Below are 17,569 nucleotides of genomic sequence, written 5' to 3'. Positions count from 1 at the left end.
TCGATGCCGGTCACCCCGCCCTCGCGGCCGAGGCCAGAGTGCTTGACGCCGCCGAAGGGCACCGGGGGACCTGTCATCTTCACCGAGTTGACCGAGACCATACCGAATTCCAGCGCCCGCATGATCTTCCAGATGCGGCGGATGTCGTGGGTGTAGAGGTAGGCCGCGAGGCCGTACTCGGTGTCGTTGGCCATCTCGATGACCTGATCATCGTTGGCGTAGGCGGTGATGCCGGCCACCGGGGCGAAGCTCTCCTCATGCCAGATCTTCATGTCGTGGGTCACGTTGGTGAGCAGCACCGGCATGAAGAAGTTCTCGCCCGGTGCCTGGCTCTGGTCGCCAGCCACCAGGGTGGCACCCTTGGAGATGGCGTCGTCGACGATGGCCGCGGCCTTCTCGACCGCCTGGCGATGGATCAGCGGGCCCAGGTCGATCTCGCTTTCCAGGCCGTTGCCCACGGTCAGTGCCGCCATGCGCTCGGCGAAGTGTTCGACGAAGTCGTCATGAATCGACTCGTGAACCAGGATACGGTCCGCGGCGAGACAGTCCTGGCCGGCGGTCTGGAACTTGGCGGCCACGGCGGCCAGGGCCGCTTCCCTGGGGTCCATGTCCGGCCCGACGATAAAGGGGGCATTGCCGCCCAGTTCAAGAGACACCCGCTTCACCGTATTGGCGCACTGCTCCAGGAGCAGCCGGCCGACCCGGGTGGATCCGGTGAAGGACAGTGCCTTGACCCGATCCTCCGCACACAGGACCCGGGAGATCTCGGGAGGATCACCGAGCACCACATTGAAGACACCGGCGGGAATGCCGGCGCGCTCGGCGAGTTCGGCCAGGGCCAGGGCGGAGAAGGGTGTCTCGTTGGCCGGCTTGACGATCACCGTGCAACCGGCGGCCATGGCCGCCGCCGCCTTGCGGGTGATCATCGCCAGCGGGAAGTTCCACGGGGTGATCAGGGCGGCGATGCCCACCGGTTCCTTGATGGTGCCAAGGGCGGCATTGGGGATGTGGCTGGGGATGGTCTCACCGAAGGTACGCTTGCCTTCCTCGGCGAACCAGCGCACGAAGCTGGCACCATACTCGACCTCGCCACGGGCATCCGGCAGCGGCTTGCCCTGCTCGAGGGTCATGATCGTCGCAAGATCCTCGCGGTTGGCCTGGAGCAGGTCGTACCAGGCCAGCAGTCGCTCACAACGCTCATCGGCTCGCAAGGCACGCCAGTACACGAAGGCCGCCTCTGCCGCATCCACCGCAGCGACGACCTGGGCGGGTTCGAGCCAGGGGATATGGCCGATGGCCTCGCCGGTGGACGGATCGGTGACGGCCTCCTCGCGTCCCTCGTCGCCATGGGTCCACTTGCCGTCCACATAGGCATATTGACGAAACAGGCGTGGATCATCCAGCGCATCGACCAGTGTCTTGGATAGTTTCATGAGCACCTCCCCTGAACACCGGTGACGCCTCGGGACTGCACCGGTGGTAGCAAAAACGAACGGCGGCCGGACGGCTGCGCGATACCGTCATGATAAGGGAGAGTGTCGAAAGGAACTTTTTGTTGATGCGCCCCGCCGAGACGGGTTTTTTTGTCCTGGGCAGGGAAGATGGCGTTTTTTCTGCGCTCCCTTCCTTTCGGGGAGAGAGCGCCGCATGGGCAACAGGCGCCGGTCTCAGCCTGCCTCTGGATTGATCAGGGCTTCCTCGGTGAAGACCAGCAGGCCCAGCTCCGGGCGATAGCCATGGATCTCGGTGACGTCCAGGGCCTGCAGGAAGTAGAGGATCTCCTCGCTGACCACCTGGCCCGGCACCAGCACCGGAAAGCCGGGCGGATAGGGAATCACGAAGCTCGCCGAGACGACGTCACGCCCGCCACGCATCTGCGCCTGGAGCTCGCCGTTGTCGAAGCGCAGGTACTCGGTGTTTTCGTCGTCGTAGCTGAGGAAGAAGGCCTGCCGGATGTCGCCTTCGGGGGTCTCTCCTCCCGGCCGGAAGGCATCGTGGAAACGGCTGAAGTCCGGCAAGGGCGGCAGTTCCTGGGTCAGCGAACGCACCCGATTCTCGATGATCTTGCGCTCGGGACGGCTGCTCTCCTCCCAGCGATACTCGAACTCCTTGGCCAGCTTGATGAGCACATCCAGCAGGTAGGCGATGGACCCCCGGGAGGTGCCGATATTGGTCATGAACAACACGGTATTGCGCGAGGTCTTGTTGATCTGAATGCCGTACTTGTTCATCAGGTAGTCGTTCTTGAAGGTATCGCCGTCCACGCCGGTGGTGCCGATGGCGATGGTGACCCGGCAGGGGTCGACCACGAACTGGTCCTTCGCCCAGGCCTCCTCCATCTGGTTCCAGCCGGTCACCGGGTCATAGTAGGACTCGACGCCGGATTCGCGGTATTGCTCGGGCACCATGTCGCTGTTCTTGAGTACCCGAAAATACTTCTGCAACAGCGGGTGGCTATAGAGCTGTTCGCGCAGCGACAGCGCCGCCTCGACCTGGGCATGGACCAGCTCGAAGCCCTCCATCTCGGCCTGCATGCGTCCCACGTCCAGGGAGGCGATGATCTGGTAGTTGGGCGAGGTCGAGGTATGGGTCATGTAGGCCTCGTGGAACGGTGCCTCGACCTTCTGACGGTAATCCTGGTCCCAGACGTGGATCATCGAGCCCTGGCGCAGCGAGGTCAGGGTCTTGTGGGTGGAATGAGTGGCATAGGCCCGGATACGCACCAGGTCCGGGTCCGGCATCAGACGTTGCTCGAGCCAGGTGGCGTCATCGTCGGGGTCGAGTGCATCGAACTCGGCCTTCCAGGCCTCGTATTCTTCACGATAACTCTCGCTGCGGTAGCGGTCGCGCAGGGTGCGGGCGGCATGCATGGCGGTACGCGGCCGATAGGTCGGGTTGAAGCCGGCGAAGGCGAACCAGGCTTCGTCCCACAGGAAGACCAGGTCCGGCTTGATGGCCAGGCATTCCTGCATGACGCGGCGAACATTGTAGACCACGCCGTCGAAGGTGCAGTTGGTCAACAGCAGCATCTTGACCTTGTGGAGCTGGCCGGAACGCTTGTAGCCCAGCAGCGTCTTCTTGATCTCGTGCAGTGGCACGGCCCCGTACATGGAGTAATCATTGAGGGGGTAGGAATCCAGGTAGCTGGCATGAGCCCCGGCCAGCACTATGCCGTAATGGTGCGACTTGTGACAGTCGCGGTCGATCAGGACGATATCGCGCGGCTTGACCAGCGCCTGGACCACGATCTTGTTGGCGGTGGAGGTGCCATTGGTGACGAAGAAGCTCTGGCGCGCGCCGAAGGCACGGGCGGCATACTCCTGAGCCTTCTTGATCGGCCCATAGGGCTGCAGCAGTGAATCCAGCCCGCCGGATGTCGCCGAGGTCTCGGCCAGGAAGATGTTGATGCCATAGAAATCGATCATCTGCCCGGCCCAGTGGGAGCGGGTGATCGACTTGCCCCGGGAGATGGGCATGGCGTGGAAGACACCGGTGGGCTTCTTGCTGTACTCGCGCAGGGCATCGAAGAAGGGCGTGCGATAGCGGTTGTCGATGGCCCGCAGGATGGTGTGATGCTGCTCGATGTAGTCCGTCTCGCGGTAGAAGATGCGGTTGAAGTAACGGATATCGCGGCTCGCCGTGGCCTCCACGTCGCCGCTGGTGACCAGGAACTGATCGATTTCCGGGCGCAGCTCATTGATCATCGAGCTGAGCAGGATGCTGCGCTCCGACTCGGTCTGGTGCTCGAGCGACTTCTCGGAGATGCCCTCCAGATAGTTGCGCAGGGCGCTGAGGTTGTACTTGGACTTGTAGGGAAACTCGTAGCGGATCAGGCAGGCCTGGATATTGGGATTGATCAGCACTGCGATCAGCGCATCCTCGAAACTGCGCACCGTGACCACGTCATAGACGAACTTGTCCTCGGGGCGTCGCATGTTGTGGAAAGCCTCACGTACTACCTCCTCCTCCTGGACAGAGAGGTTATCGACGATCAGCAGTTCGAAATACGGCTGTGCCGAGCTGTTCGACGCCGGATGCCCGCGCCGCAACTGGGCCAGGGCGTCCAGGTTCTCCATGTCCTCGGCATCGGCATCGGTCTCGGAGAGGTCGACATTTCGGCGACGATAGGACTCGCTGATCAGCGCGCGAACCAGTCGCTTGACCACCTTCTCCAGCAGGGCATATTCCCTACGGTTGAACAGGGCCCAGAGGTGACGGAAATCTTCCTTGGAGGGAAAGGCGTGGTAGTCCTCGATGATCTCCAGCCGGGTCATCTTGATATCGATGGCCTTGATCAGGGTCTTTGACCGGGCGTCGTCATCCAGGCGGATCAGCTGGCCGAGATCCCGCTTCAGCGCGTTCCAGGTATCGGCGCGCAGTTGGGAGATCTTGTGGTAGAAGCCCAATGCCGTGTAGGACGTTTCGGTATGGCTACTCTCTTGCATGGCGACACCCATCCGTAGTCGTAGTGGTCAAAAGCTAACTCGGCCGATAATGGCCTCAGCCCATCTGCAGGTTACGTGCGCCATAGCGCACCGTGAGGCTCTCCTCGGGAAATTCGTCGAAAGAAAGATTCAACCACTTGCCCGGCCAGTGGAACTGGGCACGACCTTCCCTCGGGCGATACACCGCGGTATAGACGGTGCCCAGGCCACGCCGGTAGTCATGGCGAAAGAGTGGCGGTGAGGAGAAGGCGGAGATCAGCCGTTCCTCGGTGGTGGCGTCGTCATCCACCAGAATCGACAACTGACGCTCGCGAATCAGCGTCTCGGATGCCAGGGCGTGGGCATACCACTCGATCTTCTTCTGGTGATTGGTGGCCACCGGGATGCGCCGAATGCTGGCCCGGCGATCCGGGGCGATCATCGCCGTGACATAGCGTCCCGCAGAATCCGCCACGGTGATGTTGTAAGCCATGTGGGTGGGCACCCGGGCAAGCACCTCGGCGGCCTCGGGCACGGTATCGCAGAACTCCAGCAGGTAGCGCAGGATTATCGGCGCCCCGAAGCCATCGCCCACCACCCGGCGTCCCCCGAAGGCCAGCGACACGGCCAGCCCGCTGTCGTTCATCCCGTCGAGCACGCCCCAGAGGCAGTCGGTCATGGCGATCACCCGCCGCTGGTTCCAGCGGGTATAGAGAATGGTGCCCTCGCAGAGTTCCGGCGGGTAGTCGTAGTTGCGGGCCAGCAGGGTGGAGTTGGGGCTCGTCAGGACAGCCTGGGAGCAACCGGTGATATAGGGAGGTGGCCGGTAGAGGCTGAGCAGCCGCGAGGCCAGATCCCCTCCCCCGGCCAGGTCGCAAAGCTCCCGGTAGGTTCCCAGCAGTTCGGGCATGTGGCGACGCAGTGCATTGTGGCAGGCCAGGTAGGCAGGTCGCTCGCGCTCCCCCTCGGCCAGGAACCACTGCTCGTAGGCCGTCCAATGGTAGTCGAACAGGGAGCGCCATTTCGACCCGGGCGCCTCCTCATGCACAGTGCGGAAAACCAGCGTCTTGTCCATGGTGCAGACGAGCCCGCCACCCGAAGGTGACGAGGCGACGTCTCTCCCCTCAGAGTATCTTGAAGTTGCCGCCACCGACAGCGTGGCTCACGGCTACCTGCTCCACCACCGGATCCTGCAGCGACTGGCCGGCATACTGGCCACGGATACCATCGATCCAGGCCTTGGCCCGCTCGTTGAGCTGGAAGTCATCATCCATCAAACGCCCGCGGGTGATCAGGATGCCGAGATCCGCCCCCTCGTAACGGAAGTCACCGGTACCGCTGATGCGCAGGAAGAAACCTTCCTTGTCACTTTCGGCGGCATGGGGGTGATAGCTGTAGTGATCATACGCGACGCTGCCATCGTCATTCATGCGCCAGACACCGGTGCGGGGTGCCTGGGTCAGCAGGTCGATACTCTCGTCGGTATGCTTGATGACCAGCTGGCTCCAGCTGTCGACGCTGTCGGGATGCGCCCAGCGCTCGTTGATCTCGTCGATGTCGAGATCGAAGTCGACGTCGGAGAACTCCAGCAGGTGGAAGAGGAACAGCGGGATATCGGAATGGGCGAAGGCGGCCACATTGGTCAGGGAACTGGCCCCGGTGACACGGGGATTGAGTTCACCCAGGTAGACCTCACCATTGTCCATGTCGATCAGGAAGTCGAGTTCGAAGTAACCGCGGTATCCCTCTTCCCTCAGTGCCTCGCCAAACTGGAAGGTGAAGGACCGGGCCTTTTCACAGACTTCTTGGCTGAAAGCGCCGGCGAACATCTCGTTGCCGCACCAGCCGCCCTTGTAGGGTGTCAGGGACTTGAAGCCGACCAGTTCGGTCATCAGCGGGCCGACGACCGTGCCGCTGCGCGTAGCACAGGCCTCGATGGCCGAGCCGCGGCAGTTGATGCGCTTCATGATCTTGACTTCGGGTTCGGCCTCTATCTCCTCGGCATGCTTGTAGTAGTCGTCCTCGCTGGAGATGAAGAAGGTGGTATGGCCGGAATCCCCGAAGGCGGTCTGGATGACCAGGTCATTACCCAGCTCCTTGCTCACCTCGCCCAGTTCCTTGTAGCTGCCCACCTTGGCCAGGACATTGGGCACGCTGGGCACCCCGGCCTTGTTGCCGATGCGTACCGTCTCGATCTTGTTGTCCATGCGGCTGCGCAGATTCGCCGGCGGGAAGGCAACCTTGAGGCCCAGTTGCTTGCAGACGTCCTCGGTATGCTCATCGAACATCAGGAAGGCGGCTGTGCCCGCGTTGTCGCCGTCGGCACGGGACTGGATGAAGTCAATGACCTCCTTGTGCTCGAGCAGGTAGTTATTGATGTCCTCGATGCTTTCGAAGTCACGAGGAAACTTCTCCTTGGGCACGAAGACATTGCGCTGTTGGCCATCGAAGCAATTGATGTAGTTGATGTGACGAAAGTTACCCACCCAGTCATCAATCCCCAACAGATTGAAGTTGGTCGCCGAGATGAAGTAGGTCGGCTCCTTCTTGTTGCGGAAGTAACGGCGAACATCGGCGATAGTTGTAATTTTTTCCATCGTTGTCGCTCCATCGGTCGTGGAAGGTGCCCGGCTGGCCGTCACATTTTTGGCTCGGGGGTTGGGGTTATCGAACAAACCTCGCAAGAATCGAATCAGGCGTTCCATCATGATCGGGCTTCCAACGTCGTTGCCGTCATAACGGCGAGTGATCAGTATTCCTCGACATTGGCCCGCAGCGGCTTGGCCAGCGGACCCAGGGTGTCGAGAAAGGGCGACGAGCGGTCCGGGTTCTGATACAATGTAAAGTCCACCTGTCGATCGCGGAAGCTCTTCAACGGCTGACCCAGACCTCTAAGGCCAGTCTCGCGCTCGCGGCGCACCCGGTTGATGTCGACCTCGATGGGCATGATTTCCTCGCCCGTACCCGCCTGGTGAATGACGTCACCCGAGGGCCCGACGACGATAGAGCGGCCGTTACCGAGGGCCCCGGCACCGTTGATGTCGAAGAAGTAGCACTGGTTCACCGCGGCATTGGTGCGAGCGATGGACAGTTCGATATCCCGGTCGATGGTATCGGTCATGGTGGGATGCAGGATCACCTCGGCACCCATGGCAACGAGGGTGCGAGTGGTCTCGGGGAACCACATGTCATAGCAGATCGACACCCCGAAGCGCCCGACATTGGGCACATCGAAGGTGACGAATTCGCTGCCGCTCTCCACACCCGCCTCGTAGGGCAGGAAGGGAAACATCTTGCGGTATCGCGCCATCACCTGGCCATGGGGATTGATCACCGAGAGGGTGTTGTAGACGTCTCCCTCGACCTCCTCGAACATCGAACCGGGAATCAACCAGATACGATGCTGTTCGGCCAGCTGGCAGAACATCGCCTCGGCGTTGCTGGGCATCGGCTGGGCATGGTGCGGCGAGGCACCCATGGGCATCAGCTCACTGAAGAGGACCATCTGCACCTGGGGGAAACGGCTCATCAGTACGTTGACCCGGTGGCGCATGGCTTCGGTATTGTCGCCGTGGTGCAAGGCAACCATCTGCACCCCGGCAATCGTGAAATAGGACATCGTTATCTCTCTGTGTCAGGCGATCTAGAAAACTTCCAGGGCGCTAGCAAACTCGAACCGGCACCATAGAGGTGATGTGCCAGCATGATCGCCCGGCATGGATGGACCCTTGCCCACCCCTCACCGACAAGCTTAAAACAGTTCCTTCTTCGATACATCAACGCTGTAAATTCGTTGGCCCGATACCAGGAAAATCCTCCAGGCTGAGCCCCGGCCGAGGTCGCTTTACCGCCTTGGTGACGATATAGGTGAAATAGCGCTCGATACCAGCCTCACCCGTGAGCCAGGTATCGATCAACCGCTGGTAGGCGTCGATGCTCAGGGCCTCGACCTTGATCAGGTAGTCCACCCCACCACCCACGGCCACGCACTCGGTCACTTCAGGCGTCTCCTGGACCAGCGCCTCGAAGCGCTGGAAGCTCTCGGCATTGTGGGCCTTGAGTTCGATCTGCACCCAGACCGGCGTGCGTTTTACCAGGGCATGGGTATTGATCCAGGCGCTATACCCTTCGATGATGCCGGCCTTCTCCAGGCGCCGAACCCGCTCCCAGCAGGGGCTGACGGAAAGGTTGATCGCCTCGGCCAGCTTCGACTTGGTGATGCGTCCGTCCCGGGAAAGGATCTCGAGGATCTTCAGATCATAACGATCAAGCTTCATGGGCGTCTCGGCGGCATGTCTCAACCCAGGGAGTCGACGACTTCGGCGATCACGGCAATGGTATCGCCCATGTGGACCAGGGCGGGGAAGCGCCTGGCGGCAAGGATGCCGCTGCGCTCGGCATGGTACTCCACCGGTGGCTTGCCGCTGCGCGTCATGTCATAGATGCGCGCGATCACCTGGCCCTTCTCGACGGGATCACCCAAGGCCAATGTCAGTTCCAGCAAGCCGGCATGCTCGCTCTGCACGTAACAGCTGGCATCGGGCATGTCCAGGTAGACCTGGGGCTCGGCCGGCATCTCCACCTCGCCCACCATCAGGCCGAACTGGATGAGAAAGTTGCGGATGCCGCGTTCGGTAATGGCCAGACTCTGAGGTGTAGATGTACCGCCACCACCGAGTTCGGTGGCCACGAACACCTTGCCCTGGCTCTCCACCACGGTATCGAAGAGCGCCGCGGCATCGAGCTCGAACATCATCATGGCATAGGGGGCACCGAAGGCCTTGGCCCCTTCCAGCGCCTGGCGCTGCTGATCGGCATTCTCCAGCACATGAGAGGCGCCGAAGGGGATGATATCCAGGGTTCGACCCCCCGAGTGCAGATCGAGAACCACATCGCTCATCGGCACCATGACTCGGGTGAAGTAATCGGCGATCTTCTCGGTCACCGTCCCGTCGGGATCACCGGGGAAACTGCGGTTGAGGTTACCGCCGTCCATCGACGAGGTCCGCTTGCCGGCCATCGCCGCGGGAATGTTCATCATGGGCACGATGATTACCCGCCCCGTGATCTCCTCGGCACGGAGTTCATTGGACAGCTTCATCAGCGCAATGATGCCCTCGTACTCGTCGCCGTGGTTACCGCCGGTTAGCAGGGCCGTCGGCCCGGGGCCATTTCGAACCACGGTGACCGGAATCATCACCGCGCCCCAGGCCGACTCATCGACCGAGATCGGCAACTTGAGAAAGCCGTGCTGAACACCGTCCGCGTCGAAGTCGACGGTGGCGGACATCGGGCTGGGCCGCATTCGGCTGGGACGCTTGGTCATTATCTAGGACTCCTTATTCTAAACAGGCCAGGGGCTGATGCGGCAACCCTCGCTGTGGACAATTGTCGCTTCAGCTCAGCGCACGAACAGCTGACGGGGGAAGTCGGCCAGCGTCTCGCAGCCGGTCTCGGTGATCAGGATACTCTCGGTGATCTCCAGGCCCCAGTCGTCCTCCCAAAGCCCCGGCATGAAGTGGAAGGTCATCCCCGGCTGCAGGATCGTCTCGTCGGAGGGACGCAAACTCATGGTGCGCTCGCCCCAATCCGGGGGGTAGGAAATGCCGATGGGGTAGCCGCAACGGGCGCCGCCACGGTCGAAGCCATACTTGTCCATGGCCGAGCCCAGCGCCATGGCGATATCCGCGGTGCGGTTGCCCGGCTTGGCCACCGCCAGGCCGTTCTCGATGCCTTCGAGCAGGGCCGACTCGGCACGCAGGAACTCCTGTGGCGGCCTGCCGAGGAAGACGGTGCGCGACATCGGGGCGTGATAACGCTTATAGCAACCGGCAATCTCGAAGAAGGTGCCTTCGCCTTCGCGAAAGGGAGTGTCATCCCAGGTCAGGTGGGGGGCGGACGCAGCCGCGCCGGTAGGCAATAACGGTACGATGGCCGGGTAGTCGCCGCCGAACACCTTGCCGTCTTCATTGGTCCACCCCTCGATCCCCACCCGGTAGATCTCCGAGACCAGCTTGCTCTTCGGCAGACCAGGCTCGATCACCTCGAGGATCCGTGAGTGCATGCCCTCGACGATCCTGGCCGCCACGCGCATGTAGGCCACCTCCTGGGGCGACTTGATGGCACGACACCAGTTCACCAGGGCATTGGCGTCCAGAAAGCGGGCATGGGGCAGCTCACGCAACAGACACTGGTAGGCCTTGGCCGAGAAGTAGTAGTTGTCCATCTCCATCCCCACGACCCCCTGATGCCAGCCGCGATCCGGCAGAACGGTCTGGGCCAGGTAGTCCATGGGGTGCATGTCCGGGTTCTGGACATAATAATCGGGGTAATAGGTGATATTGTCCGGATGAATCCAGCAGGTCCGCAGCGCCCCGTTGGCATCCATGCGTCGACCGTACCAGACCGGCTCCCCCTCGAGGCCCACCAGCACGCACTGGTGCACATAGAAGGACCAGCCGTCATAACCGGTGAGCCAGGCCATGTTGGAAGGATCGCTGACGATCAACACATCGATGCCACGACTGGCCATCTCGGCGCGCACCTTCCAGAGGCGACTGGCATATTCCTCTCGAGTGAAGGGCAGGGAAACCTGATTCATGTGGCCACTCGCCATTGTGTGATCAACAAAAACCGGCCATCTCTTGTTCCTTGAAAGAGGGCCGGACCAAGGGGCGCATCGGCTGGCCGGCTGACGCAGATCAACCCCTTGGCCCGAGGTTACTGCCAACCCATGGTCTGTGGTCAAGCATTTCCTTGACCCGCTCGACGCCTGTCACCGACGCTAGCCTTTTCGAGACCGAATCCCCTCCAGCGAGAGGTACCCGAATGAGAGTCCTGGTTCATATCGAGGATGGCGACGCCTGGCGCCATGCCCTGGCCGAGCGTCTCCCAGAGGCCGACGTCATCACCAGCGAGGCACCCGCCGCCAGGCGTCGTGAGGCCGACTATCTCGCGGCCTGGAAACCCAGCGCCGAGTTATTGAGGGAGCCCATTCGACTCAAGGGGATCGTCAACCTGGGTGCCGGCGTCGACGCCCTGCTGAACAACCCGGGGCTGCCGGCGGGTGTGCCCATCATCAAGCTGCGCGATGCCGGCATGGCCGAGTTGATCGGCGACTATGTCCGCTATGGGGTTCTGCACTTCCAGCGCGATTTCGACCGCTACCGTCGCCAGCAGGCTCGTCGCGACTGGCATGAGCATGCGGTGGTCGACAAGGACGACTGGCCGGTGGGGGTGCTCGGCCTGGGAGCCATCGGAGCGAAGGTCGCCGCCATGGTCGCCGCCGACGGCTTTGCGGTGCATGGTTGGAGCCGGTCGCCCAAGCAGCTCCCCGATATCATCTGCCACCACGGCGACGAGGGCCTGCGGGAACTGCTCGGCCAGGTACGCAGCCTGGTCCTGCTGCTCCCGGACACGCGAGCGACCCGTCATGTCATCAACGCCGAGACGCTGGCCCGGCTACCGGCGGGCGCCAGCCTGATCAACCCGGGCCGCGGGACCCTGGTCGATGAAGCCGCCCTTCTCGACGCACTAGGCCCGGGCGAGCAAGAGGGTCGGCTGCGCGGCGCCATCCTGGATGCCTTCCCCGAGGAGCCGTTACCCGAGAAAAATCCGCTCTGGGGCCATCCACGAGTCTGGGTCACACCGCACATGGCCGGCCCCACGCCGATGAAGGAAGCCCTGGACCAGGTAGCCCAGGCCCTGCGCGCCTTCGAGGCAGGCGAGGCGCTCGACACCGTGGATCCGGACGCCGGCTATTGAGAATCGCGCCACCGGCACCGCGGCTGATCATGGCGACGTGATGACGACCGTTGGGGTTGCGCTTTTGCTACACGGGCCTCACATCTGTGAGTAGGCTGATAGGTAGCCATTCAGCGGCCCCATAGGAGGTTAACCATGACAATGCACGTCGACTATGGACCCAGGGATGCCCTGCTGGTCGTGGACATGCAGAACGATTTCTGTGAGGGCGGCGCCCTGGCGGTTCAGGGCGGCAGCGCCCTGGTCCCGGGCATCAATGCCGAGATCGAGACCGCCAGAAAGGCCGGGAGTCTGGTCGTGGCCTCCCGGGACTGGCACCCGATCGACCATGTCAGCTTCGAACACCGGGGTGGACCCTGGCCCGTGCACTGCGTTCAGGATACCCGGGGGGCGGCCTATCACCCCGACCTGGCTCTGGACGACGCCACCATCCGTATCAGCAAGGCCACCGCCTTCGACGTCGACGCCTATTCGGCCTTCGACGGTACCGGCCTCGGCGGCTATCTGCGCGAGAAGGGAGTCGAGCGCGTGATCGTCTGCGGCCTGGCTCTGGATGTTTGCGTCCATGCCACGGTACTGGCGGCTGGCCGGGAAGGCTTCACCACCCTGCTGCTGGAGGGCCTCTCCGCTGCGGTGGACCCCGATGCGGTCGAGGCGTGCCGCCGTGACTTCGCCGATGCCGGTGTCGAGGTGCGTGCATGAGGGAGTCGACCCCGCTGGAGATCAGGGAGGGCGAGCTGGCCCTGCTCACCGACCTCTACCAGCTGACCATGACCCAGGCCTACTGGAAGGAGGGGATACACGAACGCGCCACCTTCAGCCTCTTCTTTCGCCAGATGCCGCCCACCCGGCGCTTCATGCTGGCCTGCGGTCAGCAGCACGCGGCGGAGCTGCTCAGCCGGCTGCGCTTCGGCGACGAGGCCCTGTCACTCCTGGCCGACACCGGAAAGTTCGACCAGGGCTTCCTCGACTGGCTCGGCAACTGGCGCTTCACGGGCGATATCTGGACATTGCCCGAGGGCACACCGGTGTTCGCCAATGAGCCATTCCTGGAAGTGGATGCGCCCATCGCCCAGGCCCAACTGCTGGAAAGCCTGGTGATGAACCTGGTACAGCTGGAGACGGTGCTCGCCTCCAAGGCGGTGCGCCTCGTGATGGCGGCGCAAGGCCGGCCGGTGGTGGACTTCGGCATGCGCCGTATGCATGGCGTGGACGCTGCCGTGCGCGGGGTGCGTGCCTACCGTACCGCGGGGCTTGCCGGCACCAGCAACGTGCTCGGTGGCCTGCGCCACGACCTGGCGATCAACGGCACCATGGCGCATAGCTACATCCTCGCCCATGACAACGAAACCGAGGCCTTTCGTGCCTTCGCCCGCCACTATCCCGGTGCCACCCAGCTGGTCGATACACACGACACCCTGGAAGGGGTACGCAAGGTGATCCAGGTGATGCGCGAGGAACCCGAGGTGGGCATCAAGGCCATCCGGCTCGACTCCGGCGACCTGGGTGAACTGGCCAAGCAGGCTCGCGCCCTGCTCGACGAGGCCGGACACTCTGACATCTCGATCGTCGCCAGCAGTGGCCTGGATGAACACAGGATCGCCGACCTGCTGGAGGACGGCGCCCCCATCGACGCCTTCGGCGTGGGCACCCAGATGGGTGTTGCCGCCGATGCGCCGGTGATCGACCTCTCCTACAAGCTGGTGGAGTACGCCGGCACGCCACGGGTCAAGCACTCCCCGGGCAAGATCAACCTGCCCTGCCGCAAGCAATTCTACCGCCGCCAGGACGCCCAGGGTCGCTACGTGGGGGATATCATCGCACTGCGCGATGAGGCCATCGACGCCGGCGAGCCGGCGCTGCGCCCGCTGGTGCGGGCGGGTCGTCTCGACGAGGCCGAGATGGCCGGCGCCGAGGACGCGCGCGAGCGAGTCGCGGATGCCCTGGCCCGTTTCCCCGAGGACGTCAGGCGCCTAGAGGAGGGTGAGAGCGGCTACCCGATCACGCTCAGCCCGGAGCTCGAGCGCCTGCAGTCGAAGACCTGAAGGCCGGGGTCACCCGGGCCTGGCGCCATCACATCTTGTCCTGGGTCCGGGTCTCGAAGTCGCTGGCGTCGTGGCGCTCATGCAACTGCTCCGATGGCTCACCCCAGGTGCGGTTGACAATGCGACCACGCCTGACCGCCGGACGCGCGGCGATGTTCCTTGCCCAGCGCTGGACGTGCGGATACTCGTCCACGGCCAGGAACTCATCGGCGGCATACAGGCGTCCCTCGACCAGAGCGCCATACCAGGAGTAGATGGCGATATCCGCGATGGTGTAGTCATCGCCGGCGATGTACTCGCGTTCGGCCAGGGTGCGATCCAGCACGTCGAGCTGGCGCTTGGTCTCCATGGTGAAGCGATTGATTGGGTATTCGAGATTCTCCGGCGCATAGGCGTAGAAGTGGCCGAAACCTCCACCGACATAGGGCGCCGATCCCATCTGCCAGAACAGCCAGTTAAGGGTCTCGGTACGCGCACCGAGGTCCTGTGGCAGGAAGGCGCCGAACTTCTCGGCCAGGTAGAGCAGGATGGCCCCGGACTCGAAAACACGGACCGGCGTTTTACTGGAGTGATCGACCATCGCCGGGATCTTGGAGTTGGGATTGATCGAGACGAAGCCGCTGGAGAACTGGTCGCCGTCGCCGATTTGGATCAGCCAGGCATCATAGTCGGCATCCTTGTGGCCCAGCGCCAGAAGCTCCTCGAGCATGACGGTCACCTTCACGCCATTGGGCGTCGCCAGGGAGTAGAGCTGCAGCGGGTGCTGCCCCACCGGCAGGGTCTTGTCGTGGGTCGGACCGGCCACGGGACGATTGATGCTCGCGAACTGGCCACCGCTCTCGCTTCCCCACTCCCAGACCCGGGGCGGTTGATAGTCGGACTTGTCGGTCATGATCTTCCCTCTCTCTGAGACGAAGGCCGTGGGCCTGCAAAGGCCACGGCCGAAAAGGGGAGCCGGGCGTCAACGCCCGGCCGTGCTCGGCGGACTAGGCGCTTACAGCGGCTGCTTGGTCGGCCGGATGATCAGCTCGTTGACATCCACATCCGCCGGTTGCTCGATGGCGTAGGCGATCGCCCGGGCGATGGCATCGGCATCGATGGCCATCTCGTAGAGCTTGTTCACCCCCTGGGCGGTCTCGGGATCGCTGATGGTGGACGTCAGCTCGGTGGCCACGGCGCCGGGGGAGATGTTGGTGGAGCGGATCTCCTCGCCTCCTTCCTGACGGATGCCCTCGGATAGCGCCTTGACGGCGTATTTGGTGGCGCAGTAGACCGCCGCCGAGGGGAAGACCACATGGCCGGCCACGGAGGAGAGGTTGATGATGTGGCCGGCATGCTGCTCGCGCATGGTAGGCAGTACCGCGGCGACGCCGTAGAGCACGCCCTTGATGTTGACGTCGACCATCTGTTCCCACTCGTCGACCTTGAGCTGATCGAGCGGTGACAGTGGCATCAGGCCGGCATTGTTGACCAGCACGTCGATGCGGCCGTAGGTCCCTTTGGCCGCGGCGGCCAGCGCCTCGACCTGATCGCGGTCGGTCACGTCGGTGACGCGGTAGATGGCCTCGCCGCCCTCGTCGACGATGGCATCGACCAGTGACTTCAGACGATCCTCACGGCGAGCGCCGAGGACGAGCTTGGCCCCGCCCCTGGCCAGGCGATGGGCGGTGGCTTCGCCAAGGCCGCTGCTGGCGCCGGTAATGATGACAACCTTGCCGTTGATCTCGGACATTTAGCTGGCTCCTGTTGATATGGGTTGATGCTGTTGGTTGATGAGTGAAGGTTGATGAGTGAACCGGGTTGAATATAGACCGGTCTACTAAAAAACTATCGGGCGACTGTCATGACGGTGACCTGGATGAATCAGCTCGGGATGAGGCCGTCCGGGGTCAGAACGCGAGTGAAGAGTATCTCCTCGAAGCACTCCATGGGCGCCGGTGACTTCACGGTCTTGGCACGCAGGATCGCGCCTTCCCAACCGGCCATGATAAAAGCCGCCAGGGCGGAAGGATCGAGATCCGCGGGCACCTGCCCGTCGGCCTGGGCCTGCTCGAGACAGTCCACCAGGCGGCGCTCCCAGGCGCTGAGAACCCCATCGAGGCGGGCCCGGAACACCTCGTTGCGGGCCGAGAGTTCCTGGCCGAGGTTACCGATCAGACAGCCCCGGGAATGATCGCAGGACGCCATGTCGGCCTTGCCCAGAGCCAGGAAACGACGCAGGCGTTCCAGGGGCGAAATACCGACATCTTCGAAGACATCGGCCAGCCTGCGGTCATGGGCCTCGGCGAAGGCGTCGATCACGGCCAGGCCGAAATCTTCCTTGCTCGAGAAGTAATGGTAGAAGGATCCCTTGGGGACCCCGGCCCGGCTCAGCACCGCGTTGATGCCGGTGGCATTGAAGCCCTGCTCGGCAATGATATCGGTGCCGATGTCGATCAGCATGTCACGGGTGGCTCGCGTCTTCATACCGGAAAGAATAGACCGGTCGTCTAGTTATGTCAAGCACGCAAGACATGGACTGGAACCTTCCGTCATCCACGGCCTCTCAGCCTTGCCGTACTCGCACCCATCATCCGGAGTATGATCATGTCCCGATGGCTATTGCTGCTGATGCTGAGCGTCCCGCCGGGACTCCTCGAGGCGTCCGTGCTGACGGAACCCCGGCCGTTCAATGCCGAATACCGACTCGAGATCCGTGGCTGGCCCAATGCCACCATCGACCACCGCCTGAGTCGCGAGAACGGCCAGTGGCAGAGCCGGATGCAGGCCGCCATCGTCGTGGCCAGTGGCAACGAACAAAGCCGCTTCTATCTTTCTCCCAAGGGGGCGCAAGCCGTGTCCTATGCCAGTGGCTACTCGCTACTGGGGATCGGCGCCGGCAATTACCGGCTGGACAAGGATGACCTTGCCACCCTGCCCGACCGCCAGACGGCCCTGTTCGAGCTGTCACGCCAGGCGCGGGTCGCCGACTGCACCGCCGGCCGTGCCCCTTGCGAGCTTCGCTATCTGGATCACAAGGGCGAGCCGGAACACCTGGAATACCGCGTCCACGAAGAGGAAGCACTCAGCCTGCCTGCCGGTGTCTTCCAGGCCGTGACCATCGAGACATGGGAGTCCGATTCCCCGGAAAATCGGCTGGTGTTCCACTTCCATCCCGACCTTCCCGGCCTGATGCTGGCGGTGGAATATCATCGCGAGGGGGAAACACGCAGCCGGTTGACCCTTACCGCCCTGGAACTCTGAGCCGAGGCAGGACGGGACCCCACCCCGGCAGGCTGCTAGAATGCCGCCCTTTCGGTCGCTACCGGCGACCCCCGACCAGGGAAGGACGTGGCG

At 63.0% G+C, this 17,569-nt stretch carries 15 protein-coding genes; 4 read left to right on the top strand and 11 right to left on the bottom strand.

Features of this window, described 5'->3' with window-relative positions:
• From ACESMD_RS04290 to doeA, 8 genes are all read right to left on the bottom strand, one after another.
• Positions 1–1,433, bottom strand: a 1,433-nt coding sequence (locus ACESMD_RS04290; RefSeq protein ID WP_372610657.1) for an NAD-dependent succinate-semialdehyde dehydrogenase, incomplete at its 3' end; no start/stop codon positions are given.
• A gap of 234 nt (positions 1,434–1,667) precedes the next feature.
• Positions 1,668–4,445 carry an aminotransferase class I/II-fold pyridoxal phosphate-dependent enzyme gene (locus ACESMD_RS04285; RefSeq protein WP_372610655.1) on the bottom strand — a complete coding sequence of 926 codons (2,778 nt, stop codon included), beginning with the start codon at positions 4,443–4,445 and terminating at the stop codon, positions 1,668–1,670.
• Between the two features lie 55 nt (positions 4,446–4,500).
• Positions 4,501–5,499, bottom strand: a complete 999-nt coding sequence (locus tag ACESMD_RS04280) for a C45 family autoproteolytic acyltransferase/hydolase (protein WP_372610653.1) — start codon at positions 5,497–5,499, stop codon at positions 4,501–4,503.
• 49 nt (positions 5,500–5,548) lie between these two features.
• On the bottom strand, positions 5,549–7,021 hold the full coding sequence (locus ACESMD_RS04275) for a biotin carboxylase (protein ID WP_372610651.1): 1,473 nt from the start codon (positions 7,019–7,021) through the stop codon (positions 5,549–5,551).
• 152 nt (positions 7,022–7,173) lie between these two features.
• Positions 7,174–8,043 carry a carbon-nitrogen hydrolase family protein gene (locus tag ACESMD_RS04270; protein WP_372610649.1) on the bottom strand — a complete coding sequence of 290 codons (870 nt, stop codon included), beginning with the start codon at positions 8,041–8,043 and terminating at the stop codon, positions 7,174–7,176.
• Positions 8,044–8,200: 157 nt separating this feature from the next.
• Entirely contained in the window at positions 8,201–8,701 is a 501-nt protein-coding gene (locus ACESMD_RS04265; RefSeq protein ID WP_372610647.1) for an Lrp/AsnC family transcriptional regulator, read from the bottom strand.
• Between the two features lie 20 nt (positions 8,702–8,721).
• A complete protein-coding gene (doeB, locus tag ACESMD_RS04260; protein WP_372610644.1) occupies positions 8,722–9,750 on the bottom strand; it encodes a N(2)-acetyl-L-2,4-diaminobutanoate deacetylase DoeB in 1,029 nt (342 codons plus the stop codon).
• Positions 9,751–9,825: 75 nt separating this feature from the next.
• Complete coding sequence (gene doeA, locus ACESMD_RS04255) at positions 9,826–11,025, bottom strand: ectoine hydrolase DoeA (RefSeq protein WP_372610642.1); 1,200 nt, start codon at positions 11,023–11,025, stop codon at positions 9,826–9,828.
• Positions 11,026–11,252: 227 nt separating this feature from the next.
• On the opposite strand from doeA, the gene ACESMD_RS04250 reads away from it, so the two are divergent.
• From ACESMD_RS04250 to ACESMD_RS04240, 3 genes are all read left to right on the top strand, one after another.
• Positions 11,253–12,188: a 2-hydroxyacid dehydrogenase gene (locus ACESMD_RS04250; RefSeq protein ID WP_372610640.1), complete on the top strand. Its 936-nt coding sequence runs from the start codon at positions 11,253–11,255 to the stop codon at positions 12,186–12,188.
• 135 nt (positions 12,189–12,323) lie between these two features.
• Positions 12,324–12,890: a nicotinamidase gene (locus tag ACESMD_RS04245; RefSeq protein ID WP_372610638.1), complete on the top strand. Its 567-nt coding sequence runs from the start codon at positions 12,324–12,326 to the stop codon at positions 12,888–12,890.
• Positions 12,887–14,233 carry a nicotinate phosphoribosyltransferase gene (locus ACESMD_RS04240; protein ID WP_372610636.1) on the top strand — a complete coding sequence of 449 codons (1,347 nt, stop codon included), beginning with the start codon at positions 12,887–12,889 and terminating at the stop codon, positions 14,231–14,233. Before ACESMD_RS04245 ends, ACESMD_RS04240 begins: the two co-directional genes overlap by 4 nt.
• 28 nt (positions 14,234–14,261) lie before the next feature.
• Here ACESMD_RS04240 and yghU read toward each other — a convergent pair whose 3' ends face one another.
• The 3 genes from yghU to ACESMD_RS04225 form a co-directional block, all read right to left on the bottom strand.
• Positions 14,262–15,125 carry a glutathione-dependent disulfide-bond oxidoreductase gene (yghU, locus tag ACESMD_RS04235; protein WP_372610634.1) on the bottom strand — a complete coding sequence of 288 codons (864 nt, stop codon included), beginning with the start codon at positions 15,123–15,125 and terminating at the stop codon, positions 14,262–14,264.
• 102 nt (positions 15,126–15,227) lie between these two features.
• Entirely contained in the window at positions 15,228–15,965 is a 738-nt protein-coding gene (locus ACESMD_RS04230) for an SDR family oxidoreductase (protein WP_372610632.1), read from the bottom strand.
• A 131-nt stretch (positions 15,966–16,096) separates the two neighbouring features.
• Positions 16,097–16,699, bottom strand: a complete 603-nt coding sequence (locus ACESMD_RS04225) for a TetR family transcriptional regulator C-terminal domain-containing protein (RefSeq protein ID WP_372610630.1) — start codon at positions 16,697–16,699, stop codon at positions 16,097–16,099.
• A 120-nt stretch (positions 16,700–16,819) separates the two neighbouring features.
• Between ACESMD_RS04225 and ACESMD_RS04220 the strand changes: the two genes are divergently transcribed.
• The gene (locus tag ACESMD_RS04220) at positions 16,820–17,476 is read left to right on the top strand and encodes a hypothetical protein (protein WP_372610628.1); all 657 of its coding nucleotides are present in this window, start codon (positions 16,820–16,822) and stop codon (positions 17,474–17,476) included.
• Positions 17,477–17,569: the final 93 nt, after the last annotated feature.

The sequence above is a fragment of the Halomonas sp. genome (assembly GCF_041689495.1).
Classification (GTDB): domain Bacteria; phylum Pseudomonadota; class Gammaproteobacteria; order Pseudomonadales; family Halomonadaceae; genus Halomonas.
Note: the sequence above shows the minus strand (reverse complement) of the source record. Positions and strands in the feature narration are given on the sequence as shown.